Origin of the sequence: Lentzea xerophila, from assembly GCF_051094245.1 — a bacterium.
GTDB lineage: Bacteria > Actinomycetota > Actinomycetes > Mycobacteriales > Pseudonocardiaceae > Lentzea > Lentzea xerophila.
Genome location: NZ_CP194934.1, coordinates 6,702,427 through 6,717,948, shown reverse-complemented (window position 1 = coordinate 6,717,948; position 15,522 = coordinate 6,702,427). Strand labels below are relative to the sequence as shown.

The window sequence follows — 15,522 nt, the reverse complement described above, 5'->3', positions numbered from 1 at the left end:
CGATGGTGCGGAATGCGTTGCCGCCACTGATGATGTGACTCGATTCAGCCCTCGATTCAGTGGTTCGTCAGTGCCCCTCCCGTTGCCGGTGACGGCCGCCACCCCATCTAGGGTGGAGTCGGACCCGGCACACAGAGGTGCCGGATAGCGTGGAGTCGCCTGAAGATGACCTCGACTGGAGCCCCGACCCGAACCGACGACGTCTCCGCGGTAGCCGCCGCGGGGGATGGCAGTCGAACGGCCAGTCCTGAGCAGGTCCGTGACGAGCTGATCGAACGGGCCGCCGCCAATGCCCCCGAACTCGCTGATCTGATCCGCCTCTTCTACCGGCACGTGCCCGCCGAGGAAGTCAACGACGACGACCCGGTGGACCTGGTCGGAGCGGTGCGATCGAACTACCAGCTCGCCGAGAGCCGCGTTCCCGGACGCGCCGCGGTGCGCATTCTGAACCCGACGCGCTCGACCGACGGGTGGCAGTGTCCTGTCACCGTCGTCCAGGTCGTGACGGACGACATGCCCTACCTCGTCGACTCGGTCGCGTCCGAGCTCACGCGCGGTGGGGTGCAGGTGCAGCGTGTCGTGCACCCGATCGTCGTCGTCCGCCGTGATCCGGTCACCGGTGAGCGCACCGAGGTGCTGCCGGCCGCCGATCCCGCCGACCCGCCCGCCGACGCGCTGGCCGAGTCGTGGATGAACATCGAGGTCGACCTCATCACCGACCCCGATCGTGCCCGCGAGCTGGAGACCCGGCTGCTGACGGTGCTGACCGACGTCCGCGAGGTCGTCGAGGACACCGACCGCATGGTCACCACGGCGCTGCAGCTGGCCGACGAGCTGGAGAAGGACTCGACCGAGGCCACCACGGACGGCTCGAAGCTGCTCAAGTGGCTCGCGGACGGTCACTTCACGTTCATGGGCTACCGGCAGTACGAGCTGGTGCAGGACGACGGTGAGCCGGCGCTGCGGGCGGTGCTCGCGAGCGGGCTCGGTGTGCTGCGGCAGGACAGCCTCGCGGCGCGCAGCCTCACCGCCGGGCCGGACAACGGCGCGCAGGCGCTCAGCCCCGAGCTGCTGGTGCTGACGCAGGCGAGCGCACAGAGCAGCGTGCACCGCAGCGTCTACCCGTACTACGTGGGCGTGAAGACGTTCGACGCCGAGGGCAACGTCTCCGGTGAGCACCGGTTCCTGGGCATCTTCAGCACCACCGCGCTGCACGAGGACGTGCTCGACATCCCGGTGATCGAGCGCCGGGTGCGCGAGGTCATCCACCGCGCGGGCTTCCCGCTGCAGTCGTACTCGGGCCAGCGGATGCTCGAGGTGATCCAGAACTACCCGCGCACCGAGCTGTTCTCGGTCGACACCGAAACGCTCTACCAGACGACGACGGGCGTCATCGCGCTCGCGGAACGGCGGCGGTTGCGGCTGTTCCTGCGTCGCGACCCGTTCGGCCGTTTCTTCTCGTGCCTGGTCTACCTGCCGCGTGACCGCTACACGACGACGAGCCGCCTCGCGATGCAGGAGGTGCTGCTCGCCGAGCTCGGTGGCCTGAACCTCGAGTACAGCGCGCGCATCGGCGAGTCCGCTCTCGCCCGCGTGCACTTCATGGTGCACACGGACCCGGCGCGCACGCTGGAGCCGGACGTCCACGCGATCCAGGGCAAGCTCGCCGAGGCCGTCCGCAGCTGGGACGACCGGATGGTCGAGGCCGTCACGGGTGACAGCGGCGAGCTGGGTGCCGAGTCGGCCACGGAGCAGGGCCAGCGGTTCGCCGCGGTCTTCCCGGAGGCCTACAAGGAGGACTTCCCGGCCGCGACGGGCCTCGAGGACTACCGGCGCATCGAGGCGCTCGTCGAGGGCGACCTCGACATGGTGTTCTACGTGCCCGAGGGGGCCGAGGCGGGGGAGCGCCGCTTCAAGATCTTCGTGACCGGCGAGGGCATCACGCTGTCCGACGTGCTGCCGATGCTGCAGCGCATGGGCGTGATCGTGGTCGACGAACGGCCGTACGAGATCGCTCGCGAAGACGGTGTGCAGTGCTGGATCTACGACTTCGGCCTGCGCATCGACAAGGCCGCGCTGTCGCAGCTGTCCGAGGCCGACCTCGACAACGTGCGGGTGCGGTTCCAGGACGCGTTCGCCGCGGTCTGGCGCGGTGAGGCCGAGGTCGACAGGTTCAACTCGCTGGTGCTGCAGGCGGGGCTCACCTGGCAGCAGGCCGCGATGCTGCGCGCGTACGCGAAGTACCTGCGCCAGGCGGGAACGCCGTACTCGCAGGACTACATCGAGGACGCCGTGCTCGGCCACACGAGCGTGGCGATCGCGCTGGTCGCGTTGTTCGAGGCCCGGTTCGACCCGCGGCTCGACGACGCCACGCGCGCCGACCGCACCGAGACGATGGTCGTCGAGACCGGCAAGCTCATCGACGACGTGACGAGCCTCGACGCGGACCGCATCCTGCGCAGCCTGCTCTCGATGATCAACGCCACGCTGCGGACGAACTACTTCTTCCGCGACGCGGACGGCAACGCGCGGCCGTACCTTTCGGTCAAGCTCGACCCGCAGGCCATCCCGGACCTGCCGGCACCGCGGCCGAAGTTCGAGATCTTCGTGTACTCGCCGCGGATCGAGGGCGTGCACCTGCGCTTCGGCAGCGTCGCGCGCGGTGGTCTGCGCTGGTCCGACCGCCGCGAGGACTTCCGCACGGAGATCCTCGGCCTGGTCAAGGCGCAGGCCGTGAAGAACGCGGTGATCGTGCCGGTCGGCGCCAAGGGCGGCTTCGTCGTCAAGCGCCCGATCGCGCCGACGGGTGACCCCGGCATCGACCGCGAGAACTTCATGTCCGAGGGCATCGCCTGCTACAAGATGTTCATCTCGGGCCTGCTCGACCTCACCGACAACCTGATCAACAACGAGGTCGTGCCCGCGCCGCAGGTCGTGCGCTACGACGGCGACGACACGTACCTGGTCGTGGCCGCGGACAAGGGCACCGCGACGTTCTCCGACATCGCGAACGGCGTGAGCCAGAGCTACGGCTTCTGGCTGGGCGACGCGTTCGCGTCCGGTGGCTCGATCGGCTACGACCACAAGGCCATGGGCATCACGGCCAAGGGTGCGTGGGAGAGCGTGAAGCGCTCGTTCCGCGAGCTCGGCGTCGACACGCAGACCGAGGAGTTCACGGTCGTCGGCATCGGCGACATGTCAGGTGACGTGTTCGGCAACGGCATGATGCTGTCCGAGCACATCCGGCTCGTGGCCGCGTTCGACCACCGGCACATCTTCATCGACCCGAACCCGGTCGCCGGCGCCTCCTTCGCCGAGCGCGTGCGGCTGTTCAACGTCCCGCGCTCGTCGTGGGACGACTACGACCGCTCGCTGATCAGCGAGGGCGGCGGCGTCTTCCCGCTCACGGCCAAGTCGATCCCGTTGTCCGAGCAGGCCCGCGTCGCGCTGGGGCTGCCGGAGGGCGTGGAGAAGCTGTCCCCGCCGGAGCTCAAGAAGGCGATCCTGCTCGCGCCGGTCGACCTGCTCTGGAACGGCGGCATCGGCACCTACGTCAAGGCGTCGACCGAGTCGCACGCCGACGTCGGCGACAAGGCGAACGACGCGATCCGCGTCGACGGCGCCGAACTGCGGGTCAAGGTCATCGGTGAGGGCGGCAACCTGGGTCTCACCCAGCGCGGCCGCATCGAGTTCGCGCGGGCCGGCGGCAAGGTCAACACCGACGCGCTCGACAACTCCGCGGGCGTCGACTGCTCCGACCACGAGGTCAACATCAAGATCCTGCTGGACCACCTGGTCCGCGAGGGGTCGCTGGAGCAGCAGCAGCGCAACGAGGTCCTCGGCGAGATGACCGACGAGGTCGGCGAGCTCGTGCTGGCGGACAACTACTCGCAGAACAACGTCCTCGGCGTCAGCCGGGCGCACGCCGCACCGATGCTGTCGGTGCACGCGCGTCTCACGGCCGACCTGGAGGTGCGCGGCGCGCTCAACCGCAAGCTGGAGGCCATGCCGAGCGTGGCGGAGTTCAAGGCGCTGGAGAAGAGCGGCCAGGGCCTCACCTCGCCGGAGCTCGCCACGCTGCTCGCGTTCACCAAGCTCACGCTGAAGGAAGAGCTGCTCGCGAGCGAGATCCCGACGATCGACACGTTCAAGAACAAGCTGCCGGACTACTTCCCGACCCTGCTGCGCGAGCGTTTCGGCCTGGCGATCCCGAACCACCCGCTGGCGAAGGAGATCATCACCACGGTCGTCGTCAACGAGGTCGTCGACGGCGGTGGCATCTCCTACGCCTTCCGCCTGGCCGAGGAGATGAGCGCGTCGGCGACGGACGCCGTCCGCTCGTACGCCGTGGTCACCGAGGTCTTCGACCTGCCGTCGATCTGGCGTGAGATCCAGGCGCTCGACAACGTGGTGCCGACGGACGTGCAGGACAGCATGGTGCTGGAGACCCGCCGCCTGCTCGACCGCGCGTCGCGCTGGCTGCTCTCGAACCGCCCGCAGCCGCTGCCGGTGGGCTCGACGATCAACCGCTTCCGCGGCGTGGTCTCCGAGCTCAGCCCGTACGCCTTCGACCTGTTGCAGGGCAAGGAGTACGACGTCGTGGCGGTCAAGGCGGACCGGTACGTCGAACAGGGCGTCCCGGCCGAGCTGGCCCGCAAGGTCGCGGCGTTGCTCTACATGTACGGCCTGCTCGACGTCACGGAGATCGCCGAGCTCGCCGAACGCGAGTTCGGCCCGACCGGCGGCGCGGGCCCGGAGCGCTCGCACCGCGAGACGGCAGAGCTGTACTTCGCGCTGTCCGACCACCTCGACATCGACCACATGCTGGACTCGGTGACGAACCTGGAGCGCGGCAACCGCTGGCACGCCCTGGCCCGCCTGGCTCTCCGCGACGACTTCTACTCGTCGCTGCGGGCCATCTCGCTCGACGTGCTGCGGGCGAGCGACGAGGGCGACACCGCGAGCGAGAAGATCACCAAGTGGGAGCAGGCCAACAGCTCCCGCCTGGCTCGCTCGCGTGGTGCGCTGGAGGAGATCAACCGGGTCCACCGCTTGGACCTGGCCACCCTGTCCGTCGCCGCCCGCCAGGTGCGGAGCATGGTCAGGTAGTGCGCGACAGCTGAAAAACCGGGGCGCCGCGGAATCCCCTCCGCGGCGCCCCGGCACTTTTCCGGCGGGTCAGACGACCTGGTCCAGTTCCGCGCGCTGCGCGATCGCGCGACGCAGCCACTGCCGCCCGACGACGACCAGCGAGGCCACACCGACCGCCGCGACCGTGCCCGCGGCGGACCCCATCCACAGACCCAGGGTGTCCATGCCGTCGGTGGGCGAGGGGATGTCGGCGAACGTCACGTAGACGAACAGCCAGGCGAGCACCACCGCGCCGGCGACGATGGCACCGATCGCGATGTTCGTCCACGTGAGCGCACCGGACTCGAACACGGTGCCGTTGCCCGCCTTGTGCAGCATTCCTCCCAACGCCACCGCCAGGACCTGGAGACACGCGATGAAGACGATCGCGGAGGCGACGAACGGCACTCTCACGGACTCGTAGGGCGGGAAGAGCGCGACCTCGTCCGCGGCCACCGTCGGGATCACCACGATCTGCGCGAACAGTCCGCCGAGGAACGCGAGGGCGAGCAGGGCCTGCAGGAAGATCACCAGTGCACGAGACATAGATCGAGTATCGAGAGTTGCCTATCGAATTTCAATCGGCTGGTGTGGAGGTCCTGTGAAGGTTCGGGCGATCGTGAGCGGTAGGGTCCCTGCATGGGTGTCTTCGTCACTGGTGTGCGGCCGCGATGGTCGGACATGGATGCGTTCGGCCACGTCAACCACGCGAACACGGTGACGTTGCTGGAAGAGGCCCGCATCGAGCTGCTGTTCACCGAGGCGGCCCGCCACGGCGTCAAGGAACTCGCCGAGGGCATGGTCGTGGCGAAGCTCGTGGTCGACTACCTCGCGCCGATCGTCTTCACCGGCGAGGACATCATCGTCGAGATGTCGGTGCGGGAGCTCAAGTCCGCGTCGCTGACGCTCGACTACGTGGTGCGCGGCAGCCGTGACGTGAACAGCCCGGTGGTCGTCAGGGCGGAGACGCTCATGGCGCCCTACAACGTGACGACCGCACGTCCGCGCCGGCTGACCGAGGCCGAGCGCGACTTTCTCGCCGGGTGGCGGGCAGGGGGAAATGGTGCCTGAGCTGGTGTTGGCCGACGCGGCCGAGAGAGACGACCTCGGGGCGTTCGCCGCACGCGCGGTGCGCCTCGACGGGCAGTCGGTGGTGCGGCTGCGCAACCGCAACGAGGAGCTGCTCGACGCGTGGGTCGCCACGCCGTTCGACGCGCTCGCCACGCGAACCGTTGCGGGACAAGCGAACCCGGCCGACGTCACGGTGTCCGGCTCTGAGCTGCTGACGGGCCTCGCGGTCATGCGCGACGAACGCATCGACCCCGGCCCGGCCAAGGACCTGATGTGGCGCTCGGCCCTGCCGCCCGCCGACGGCTGGCTGATGGTGGACCGGCTGCCGGTCGAGGTCATCGCGAAGCTCGCGGACGAGGGCGTCGAGGTCGCGCGGGACAACACCGGGCCGCAGGGCACGCCGCCGGCCTCGTTGCTGGACCAGACGGTGCTGACGGTCAGCGGGTCCGGACTGGACGTGAAGATCCCGCTGCGGGTCCTCTTCGCGTTGTCGGGCATGGGTTTCCTCGGCGAGGACGGCGAGGTCCGGGTCACCGCGACCGACTCGTGGCTGCGGATCGACGCCCGGTACGGCGCGGTGGTCCGGCGCCGGCACTCGATGCTGCCGCTGCTCGTCTGAGAACGTCCGAGAACGAGAACAAGGCCCCTGGGACGCGTCCCAGGGGCCTTGTCGCGTCAGCGGATCAGACGAGCCAGACGGCGGTGTCCGGGGGCAGCTGGTCGCCGTCCATCGGACCGGACGACAGCAGCACCTGACCGGGAGGCAGCGGCACGGACGCGCCCGAGGTGTTCAGGGCGCAGATCAGCCCGCCACCCTTGCGCCGGAACGCGAAGCAGCCCGCCGGGGCGCCGTACCACTCCAGCTCGTCACCGGCGAAGCCCGCGTTGGACTTCCGGTGCTCCAGAGCCTGGCGGTACAGCGACAGCATCGAACCGGGGTCCTCCAGCTGCGCCTCGGCCGTGAGGTGGGCCCACTCGTTCGGCTGCGGCAGCCAGGTGTTCACCGCGGTGGAGAACCCGAACGGCGGGCTGGTGCCCTCCCACGGGATCGGCACGCGGCAGCCGTCCCGGCCGCGTTCGGTGTGGCCGGAGCGCTCCCAGGTCGGGTCCTGCAGCGCCCAGTCCGGCAGCTCCACGTTCGGCAGGCCGAGCTCTTCGCCGTTGTAGAGGTAGATCACGCCCGGCAGCGCCAGCTCGACCAGCGTCATCGCGCGGGCCCGCTGCTCGCCTGCCGCGCCGCCGCCGTAGCGGGTCACGTGCCGGACGACGTCGTGGTTCGAGAGCGTCCACGTCGCGGACGTGCCGGCCAGCGCGACGGCACCCAGCGAGTGCTCGATGGCCGAACGGACCGCGTCGGCGTCGAAGTCGGCCTCGACCAGCCGGAAGTTGAAGCCCAGGTGCAGCTCGTCGGGACGGACGTACGCGGCGAACCGCTCGTCGTCCCTCACCCAGATCTCGCCGACGGCCATCGTGCCGGGGTAGCCGTCCATGACCTTGCGGATCATGCGGTGGATCTCGTGCACGCCGTCGTTGTCGAAGCGCGGGTCGTGCGCGTCGTCGGACAGCACACCCGGAGCCTGTGTGCGGATCTCCATGTCCGGCAGGCCCTCTGGCTTGGCCATGCCGTGCGCCACGTCGATGCGGAAGCCGTCGACCCCGCGGTCCAGCCAGAACCGCAGCGTGTGCTCCAGGTCGGCGCGGACCTCCGGGTGCTCCCAGTTGAGGTCGGGCTGCTCCGGCGCGAACAGGTGCAGGTACCACTGGCCGTCCGGCACGCGGGTCCAGGCGGGGCCGCCGAAGACGGACACCCAGTTGTTCGGCGGCTGCGAGCCGTCGAAGCCGCGGCCCTCGCGGAAGATGTAACGGGCGCGTTCCATGCTGCCCGGACCGGCGTGCAGCGCCTCCTGGAACCACTCGTGCAGGTCGCTGCTGTGGTTCGGGACGAGGTCGACCGTCACCCTGATGTTGTGCTCGTGCGCGTCCGCCACCAGCCGGTCGAACGCGGCCAGGTCGCCGAACAGCGGGTCCACGTCACGCGGGTCGGCCACGTCGTAGCCGTGGTCGGCCATCGGCGAACGGTAGAACGGGGTGAGCCACAGGGCGTCGACACCGAGCAGTTCGAGGTAGCCGAGCCGGGATCGGATGCCGTCCAGGTCGCCGACGCCGTCGCCGTTGGAGTCGGCGAAGGAGCGCACGTAGACCTGGTAGAAGACGGCGTCACGCCACCAGGCGGACTCTTCGGCGATCTCGGGAGTGAGGTCGGAGGATCGTCGCACGGGGGGTCATCCTGCCATTCGTCTCGCTGCCAAAGGACTCGTTCGGGTGATGGGCGTTCAGTTGAAGCTGTTCATCAGACTGTTCGCGGCCATCTCCATGTAGTCCCAGAGCTGCTTGCGGTGGGCCTCGTCCAAGCCGGCCTCGTCGACGGCGATCCGCATGCAGCGCAGCCACGCGTCGCGTTCGAGCGGACCGATCTTGAACGGCACGTGGCGCATCCGCAGCCTCGGGTGGCCCCGGTTCTCCGAGTAGGTGTGGGGGCCTCCCCAGTACTGCATGAGGAACAGCCGCAGCCGTTCCTCCGCAGGTCCGAGGTCCTCTTCGGGGTAGAGGGGGAGGAGGATCTCGTCGGACTTCACCTCGGCGTAGAAGCGCGCGACGATGCGGTGGAACGTCTCCTCGCCACCGACCTGTTCGAAGAAGCTCACGGGGTTTCCCACCCACCCATCCTGACTCACGCGAGCCACCGCGCGCAGGCCGCCCCGGGTGTTCGTTGTGCCATAGGCGTGTGAACTGGCAGGACGCCGGGTGATCATCGTCTCGAATGGGTGTTCTAACTCACTCCGCCTACTTGGCCGTGAAGCCCGCTTCCTCCAGCGCGGGCATGAGCTGCGCGCGCAGGTTGCGCTGGACCGCCCACTGGCGGCCGGGGCGCGTCTTCGCGGTGACCCGCAGGGTGATGCCCTCCGGCGTGAACTTCTCCACGCCGAGCACCTCGGGCTTGGCCGTGATGTCGTTCTTCAACGGTTCCTTCTCGGCGACCTCGGCGACCCGGCGCTCGAGCACCCGGGTGGCCTCGGCGAGGTTCGCGCCGTAGCTCAGCGGCAGGTCGACGACGGCGACCGCGAAGCCCTGCGACGAGTTGCCGACGCGCAGGATCTCGCCGTTGCGGACGTACCAGACCGTGCCGCCCGTGTCGCGGATCGTCGTGGTGCGCAGCGCGACCGCCTCGACGGTGCCGCTGATCGACGGGCCGAGGTCGACGACGTCGCCGACGCCGTACTGGTCCTCCAGCAGCATGAACATGCCGGACAGGAAGTCCTTCACCAGGTTCTGGGCGCCGAAACCGATGGCGACGCCCAGGATGCCCGCCGAGGTCAGGATCGGCGTGATGTTGATGCCCACCACGATCATGACCTCGAGGAACGCGATTCCGAAGATCAGGATCGTGACGATCGACTTCAGTACCGAGCCGATCGTGCGGGCGCGCTGCTCCCGGCGCTCGGAGACGAGGTTCCCGAGCGCCTGGGGTGCGCGTTCCCGCAACGGCCTGAGCAGCCTCGGCTTCTTGCCTTCCTTGCCGGGAATGGTGATCCGGTCGATGACCTTGCGGAGCATCGCCCTCAGGATGAAGGCGGCGACCATGATCAGAACGATCTTGATCGCGCCCCCGAGGATCATTGGGCCGTACTTCTCGAAGAAACCCACCGCCTGCGCGGTTCTGTTCGAGATGTCGTCCACGGGACTCGTCACGTGGTCGTGCCCTCCTACAACTCCATGCCGGTGGCATTCGCGAGAAACGTCAGCTGGTCCACGGCGAGAGCCACCGTCCGGCTGACCGACCTGCCCGCGTGACCGACCTCGGTCTCGCGCCTGATCAGCACGGGGTGCTTGGTCGGATCACTTGACGAAGCGTGCTGCAGTGCCGCGCACATCTTCCTGGCGTGGTTGGGGTCCACACGAGAATCCGACTCGAACACCGTGAACAAGACCGAAGGGTACTCAACGTCCGTTACCACTCGGTGATAAGGAGAGTAGGAGAGCAGCCAGCCCAGCTCCTCGGGGTCGCTCGCGCTGCCGTACTCGTCGGCCCACAGCCGTCCGAGCAGGAACTTCTCGTAGCGCACCATGTCGAGCAGTGGCGCTGAGCACACCACGGCCGCGTAGAGCTCCGGGCGCTGGGTCAGCGCGGCACCCACGAGCAGGCCGCCGTTGGAGCCTCCCATGATCGCCAGCTGCTGCGGCGTGGTCCACCCGTCGCGGATCAGGCGTTCCGCGGCGGCGTGGAAGTCGTCGAACACGTTCTGCTTGTTGGCGCGCATACCGGCGACGTGCCAGTCCTCGCCCTCCTCGTCGCCGCCGCGCAACGACACGTGGACCCACACGCCGCCCGCTTCGACCCACGCCAGCGTGGTCGCGCTGTAGCCGGGGCCGCGGCCGATCGCGAAGCCGCCGTAGCCGGTGAGCAGCGCGGGCCGGGGCAGGTCGGGCTTCTGCTCGCCGCTCACGACGAACATCCGGACCGTCGTGCCGTCCTTGGACTCGTACGCGACCTGCTGCGTCGTCACCGCCGGCAGCTCGACGCGGCCGGGCGCGGCCTCGTGCAGCACGGTCTCGCCCGAGGCCTTGGAGTACCGGAACACCGACTGCGGCGTCACGAAGTCCGTCCACCCGAACCACAGCGTGTCCTGGTCATGATCGGTGTGCACGTCCACGACCGTCATGCCGTGCAGCGAACCCGTGCCGGGCAGCGGGATCTCCTGCTTGTGAGCACCGGTCGCGGCGTCGTGCAGGTGCAGTTCGGACACCGCGTGCCTGGTGCGCAGGACGACCAGGTCGCCGTCGAGCCAGCGCACGCCGTCGAGCACCGAGTCCGGCTCCTCGCTGATCAGCTCGGTCCACTCGGTGGGGTTCGCGGGGTCGGCGACGCAGAGGCGCTGCCGGGGCGCGCCGTGGTTCGTGTGCAGGTAGAGCCTGCCGTCACGCCCGACGGACGCCGAGCACTGCACGCGGGCATCGGACAGGATGACCGGCTGGAGCGCGCCGTCGCCGTGCAGGTCCGCGATCCACACGGAGTCGTGCTTCACCGTGCTGGGCGCACCGCTCACGACCAGCCAGCGGCCGTCGTGGGAGAGGTTCAGCGTGTAGTAGAAGGTGTGCGCCTGGTCGTCACCGTGCACGTTGAGGTCCGTGTCCGGGTCGGTGCCGACGCGGTGGCGCCACACGCGGCGGTGGAACAGCTTCTCGTCCTCGGGCAGCAGCGCCGGGTCGAGCTGGCGGACGTAGTAGAACTCCTCGCCGCCGGGCAGCCAGCCGATCGCGGAGTAGCGGCACCGGTCGATGGGGCCCTCGATGAGCTCGCCCGACTCGACGTCCATCACGTGCAGCAGCGAGTGCTCGTTGCCGCCGACGGACACCTGGTACGCCAGGCGCGTGCCCTCGAGGCTCGGCGACCAGCCGTCCAGGGTGGTCCTGCCGGACGGGTCGAGCACGCTCACGTCGAGCAGCACGCGTTCGGTGCCGCCGGGCTCGCGCACCATGACGACGGGGTGGTCCTGCTCGGGACCGCGGCGGGTGAAGAACGCCCTGCCCGCGCGCCAGGTCGGCGTGGACACCGACCCCGTCCGCATCAGCTCCTTGAGCCTCGTGCCGAGGCGCGTGCGGCCGGGCATCGCGTCCAGCCAGGAGCGGGCGAGCACGTCCTGCGCCCGCGACCACGACTCGGTGCGGGGGTCAGCCACATCCTCGAGCCAGCGGTAGGGATCGGCGACTTCGCGCCCGTGGATCTGCTCGGCGATGTTTAGCCGCTCGGCGATCGGGTAGGTGATCGTCGCAGGCAGTGGAGTGGAGGGGGCCTCGGTCACCTTGTCAAGGGTAGCGGCTGATTGAAAACGACTTCCGATAGGGAGTGGCTTCATCCCGAGTTCGATCACACATCCATGACGCGTCACTTATCACACGTGATTTTTTCCTGGTATGTGTGGTCTCCTATGGCTGAACCGGTGGAGGTGGTCGCGTGCCAGACCGACAACCGACCCCTATCGGCGCCTCGCTGACCGGCGAGACGGCGCCGACGGTCCCCCCATGCCGAAATCAGCCCGAGCTGCGTGCGGTGCGGGACGGGGATCGAGACGGGGGAGGTTCCGGTCCGGCGCCGGCGGTGTTCCCCTGGGGAAGACGCAAGGTACTGCTGCTCAACGCCACGTTCGAGCCGCTCACGGCGTTGTCGCTGCGCCGGGCGGTCGTCCTCGTGGTGTGCGGGAAAGCCGAAGTCGTGCACGGGGACGCTTCCGGGCTGGTGCTGCACTCGTCGAAGTCCGAGGTGCTCGTGCCGTCCGTGATCAGGCTGAGCACCTACGTTCGCGTGCCTTATCGAGGCCGCGTGCCGATGACCCGTGCCGGGCTCATGCACCGCGACCGTTATCGCTGCGCCTACTGCGGCGGGCGGGCCGAGACGATCGACCACGTCGTGCCGCGCTCGCGTGGCGGACCTCACACTTGGACCAACTGCGTCGCCTGCTGCGCGAAGTGCAACCACCGCAAGGCGGACAAGCTGCTGTCCGAACTGGGCTGGCGGCTGCGCGTCGTGCCCGCGGCGCCACGCGGCCCGCACTGGCGGCTGCTCGCCGGAGTGGCCGAGGCCGATCCCCAGTGGTTGCCGTACCTGGGTGAACCCGCGGCCTGATCTGCCCGTTCGGTCAGGCCGCGAGGGAGAAGTCGTTCCGGCGTGCCGTGATGCGCACGGAGTCGTCGTGCGCGGTGATCCGGACGGAATCGTCCATCGTGATGCGCACCGAGTCGTCGTGCGCCGTGATGCGGACCGAGTCGTCCATGATGATGCGCACGGAGTCCTCACGCGCGGTGATCCTCACCGAGTCCTGCTGCGCGGTGATCCGGACGGAGTCGTCGAGAGCGGTGATCCGGACGGAGTCGGCGCACGTGATCCTGACCGAATCGCTCGCCGTGATGCGCACCGAGTCGTCCATCGTGATGCGGACCGAGTCGCGGGCGGTGATCCGCACCGAATCGCTCGCGGTGATCCGAACGGAGTCGTCCATGGTGATCCGGACGGAGTCACTGGCGGTGATACGCACTGAATCGTCCTTGTAGCTCGGAAGAGTGAAGGTCACGGCCTGGGGGCGGGTAATCGTGAACATTTTGTGTCCTCCGGGACTCTCGGGACGGGTGCGCAAGACCCGTATAGGTGAAAAGCTAAGAGCTGGGTGATCCAGGAACAAGACCCCAAACCGGCACCCGTTCGCCGCCGACCGGGTGAGGCCTGACCGGGTGTAACCGCTGCGCCGCACGAGAGCACTCATTGCCCTTACTGGCCGGTATGGACACGCTCGGTAGCGTTCAAACCAGTGAAACGTGACATGCGTCATAGCATCGGTGGCGTGCGTGGACGCGGTTTCCGGGACCTCACCGCAGCCTGGGCGGTGTCGCTCGTCGGGGATGGCGTTCGCATTGTCGCGTTGCCCTTGTTCACCGCCTCGAGTACCCGAAGTCCGCTCGCTGTATCCGCCGTGGCCGTCGCGATGACGCTGCCGTGGTTGCTCGTCGCGCTGCCCGCCGGGGCGCTCGTGGACCGCTGGCAGCCCAGAACCGTTGTCGTCGTGGCACATTGGCTGCGCGCCGGGGTGACCGGACTGCTCGCGCTGGCGGTCCACACCGGACACGCGACGGTCGTCGTCTTGTGCGCCACGGCTTTCGTGCTGACCTCGGCGGAGACGTTCGCCGACTCGGCGTCGCAGGTGCTCCTGGTCGAACTGGCCGGCCCGGCCGGGCTGGAGGCGGCGAACAGCAGGTTCGTGACGGTCGAGACGGTCGGCATGGACCTGGCCGGTCCGCTGGCCGCCGCGGCGCTGTTCTGGTGGGCTCCGGCGGCCTGCTTCGCGCTCGACGCGCTCTCGTTCGCCGTGGCCGCGGTGCTCGTGTCCCGCGTGCCGGACGTCGCCCCCGGCCGTTCCTCAGGTGATCTTCGCGGGCAGCTGGCCGAGGGGGCGCGGTTCCTCGTGCGCACGCCGGGACTGCGGTCACTGGTAGTTGCCGTTGCAATTACAGCTTTCTGTGCGGCGGCCATCAACGCCATGCTGGCGCTCTACTCCATCCAGGTACTGGGCCTCGCCGAACCGGTGGTTCCCGGCCTCGTCATGTGCATGGCGGCCGGTGCTCTGCTAGGCGCCTGGGTGTCCCCGCGGCTCGCGTCCCGCTGGGGTGCGGGCCGGGTCATGGTCGGGTTCCTCGCGTTGCTCGGCGCGGGGTTCGCGTTGTTCGGCCTCACGCCGTGGCTGGTGGTGGCCGTGTTCGCGGCCGTGCTGTTCGGCGTGGCGTCCGCCGGCTGGAACGTGCTGTCCGCGACCCGGCGGCAACGACTCACGCCCGGTCCGATGATGGGGCGGGTGACCAGTTCATATCGGGTGCTCGCCTGGGGACTGTCGCCGCTCGGCGCGGGTCTCGCCGGACCACTCGCCGCGGCGACGTCGCTGGGGACCGTCTACGTCCTGGCGGGCGCGATCGTCGCACTGACCGCGATCTTGCTGGCCCGGCCGCTCACCCGCGGCGCAGGTCGGCTACCGTACCCGCCGTGACCATCGTGGAGACCGTTCTCGTCTTCGCGCTGATCCCGCTGGCGATCTACGGCGTGATCACGCTGCTGACGGTGAGGCCAAAGGCCACCCGGATTCCCCGGTACCGGCCTGGCCAGGAGTGGGGCTACGCCCCGGTGTGGTGGAGCGCGAACCCGGCTGGGTTGAGCGCTGGACACCACACTGCCGCCGAGCCCGCTACCTCGGGTTCAACGGCCAAGGGAGGTGCCCGTGGCAACTGGTAAGGCGATCGAGGCCGTCGACCCGTCGACGCTGCCCGTCGGCACCGTCGTGACGAACAGCGGCCGGGTGTCCGCGGCGAAGATGTACGAGCCGCAGGCGCCGGAACTGCCGTTCACGCCGGCCCAGCTCGCACAGCTGGACGAGGCGCTCACGCTGTCCAGCCGCAGCACGGGCCTCGACTTCAGCGTGTACCTGGGCGACCTGGGCGCGAACGCCCACGAGCGCGCGCAGGAGCTGCACGCCTCCACCGACCGCCCGACGCACCACGTCCTCGTGGCCGTGTCGCCGGGCGAGCGCGTCGTAGAGGTCGTGACGGGCGAGGAGTCGCACCGCCGGCTCGCCGACCGCGGCGCCAAGCTCGCGGTGATGAGCATGGTGGCGTCCTTCAAGGAGGGCGACCTCGCGGGCGGTCTCATCTCGGGTCTGCGCATGCTGACCGACCAGGCGGGCAACGCACCGCGTTCCTGACCACGTTTCCCGAACGCCCCCGGTG

13 protein-coding genes are annotated in these 15,522 nt (G+C 69.2%); 7 read left to right on the top strand and 6 right to left on the bottom strand.

Going from position 1 to position 15,522, the window contains the following annotated elements; genetic code table 11:
• Positions 1-165: 165 nt before the first annotated feature.
• Positions 166-5,109, top strand: a complete 4,944-nt coding sequence (locus ACRSBM_RS31900; protein WP_434449039.1) for an NAD-glutamate dehydrogenase — start codon at positions 166-168, stop codon at positions 5,107-5,109.
• 69 nt (positions 5,110-5,178) lie between these two features.
• Here the strand turns inward: ACRSBM_RS31900 and ACRSBM_RS31895 are convergent, their stop codons facing one another.
• The gene (locus tag ACRSBM_RS31895; RefSeq protein ID WP_434449037.1) at positions 5,179-5,676 is read right to left on the bottom strand and encodes a DUF2975 domain-containing protein; all 498 of its coding nucleotides are present in this window, start codon (positions 5,674-5,676) and stop codon (positions 5,179-5,181) included.
• Positions 5,677-5,769: 93 nt separating this feature from the next.
• Between ACRSBM_RS31895 and ACRSBM_RS31890 the strand changes: the two genes are divergently transcribed.
• Positions 5,770-6,201 (top strand): acyl-CoA thioesterase, encoded by a 432-nt coding sequence (locus ACRSBM_RS31890; protein WP_434449035.1) that lies wholly within the window; start codon positions 5,770-5,772, stop codon positions 6,199-6,201.
• Positions 6,194-6,820: a hypothetical protein gene (locus tag ACRSBM_RS31885; RefSeq protein WP_434449033.1), complete on the top strand. Its 627-nt coding sequence runs from the start codon at positions 6,194-6,196 to the stop codon at positions 6,818-6,820. The genes ACRSBM_RS31890 and ACRSBM_RS31885 overlap by 8 nt, the downstream gene beginning before the upstream one ends.
• A gap of 64 nt (positions 6,821-6,884) precedes the next feature.
• Here ACRSBM_RS31885 and ACRSBM_RS31880 read toward each other — a convergent pair whose 3' ends face one another.
• The 4 genes from ACRSBM_RS31880 to ACRSBM_RS31865 all read right to left on the bottom strand — a co-directional run bounded on the left by ACRSBM_RS31880 (position 6,885) and on the right by ACRSBM_RS31865 (position 12,062).
• The gene (locus tag ACRSBM_RS31880) at positions 6,885-8,477 is read right to left on the bottom strand and encodes a glycoside hydrolase family 13 protein (protein WP_434449031.1); all 1,593 of its coding nucleotides are present in this window, start codon (positions 8,475-8,477) and stop codon (positions 6,885-6,887) included.
• Between the two features lie 57 nt (positions 8,478-8,534).
• Positions 8,535-8,918, bottom strand: coding sequence for a globin (locus tag ACRSBM_RS31875; protein WP_434449029.1), 384 nt, complete (start codon positions 8,916-8,918; stop codon positions 8,535-8,537).
• 127 nt (positions 8,919-9,045) lie between these two features.
• Positions 9,046-9,879 carry a mechanosensitive ion channel family protein gene (locus ACRSBM_RS31870; protein WP_434453300.1) on the bottom strand — a complete coding sequence of 278 codons (834 nt, stop codon included), beginning with the start codon at positions 9,877-9,879 and terminating at the stop codon, positions 9,046-9,048.
• An 86-nt stretch (positions 9,880-9,965) separates the two neighbouring features.
• Positions 9,966-12,062, bottom strand: a complete 2,097-nt coding sequence (locus tag ACRSBM_RS31865) for a prolyl oligopeptidase family serine peptidase (protein ID WP_434449027.1) — start codon at positions 12,060-12,062, stop codon at positions 9,966-9,968.
• A gap of 152 nt (positions 12,063-12,214) precedes the next feature.
• Between ACRSBM_RS31865 and ACRSBM_RS31860 the strand changes: the two genes are divergently transcribed.
• Positions 12,215-12,883, top strand: coding sequence for an HNH endonuclease (locus ACRSBM_RS31860; protein WP_434449025.1), 669 nt, complete (start codon positions 12,215-12,217; stop codon positions 12,881-12,883).
• A 13-nt stretch (positions 12,884-12,896) separates the two neighbouring features.
• On the opposite strand, the gene ACRSBM_RS31855 is transcribed toward ACRSBM_RS31860, so the two are convergent.
• Positions 12,897-13,292 (bottom strand): DUF2345 domain-containing protein, encoded by a 396-nt coding sequence (locus ACRSBM_RS31855; protein ID WP_434449024.1) that lies wholly within the window; start codon positions 13,290-13,292, stop codon positions 12,897-12,899.
• Positions 13,293-13,595: 303 nt separating this feature from the next.
• On the opposite strand from ACRSBM_RS31855, the gene ACRSBM_RS31850 reads away from it, so the two are divergent.
• The 3 genes from ACRSBM_RS31850 to ACRSBM_RS31840 are packed head-to-tail and all read left to right on the top strand — an operon-like array spanning position 13,596 to position 15,497.
• Positions 13,596-14,789: an MFS transporter gene (locus ACRSBM_RS31850; RefSeq protein WP_434449022.1), complete on the top strand. Its 1,194-nt coding sequence runs from the start codon at positions 13,596-13,598 to the stop codon at positions 14,787-14,789.
• On the top strand, positions 14,786-15,031 hold the full coding sequence (gene ctaJ / locus ACRSBM_RS31845) for an aa3-type cytochrome oxidase subunit CtaJ (RefSeq protein WP_434449020.1): 246 nt from the start codon (positions 14,786-14,788) through the stop codon (positions 15,029-15,031). The genes ACRSBM_RS31850 and ctaJ overlap by 4 nt, the downstream gene beginning before the upstream one ends.
• Positions 15,018-15,497, top strand: a complete 480-nt coding sequence (locus ACRSBM_RS31840) for a DUF5130 family protein (protein ID WP_434449017.1) — start codon at positions 15,018-15,020, stop codon at positions 15,495-15,497. Before ctaJ ends, ACRSBM_RS31840 begins: the two co-directional genes overlap by 14 nt.
• The last annotated feature ends 25 nt before the right edge of the window (positions 15,498-15,522 follow it).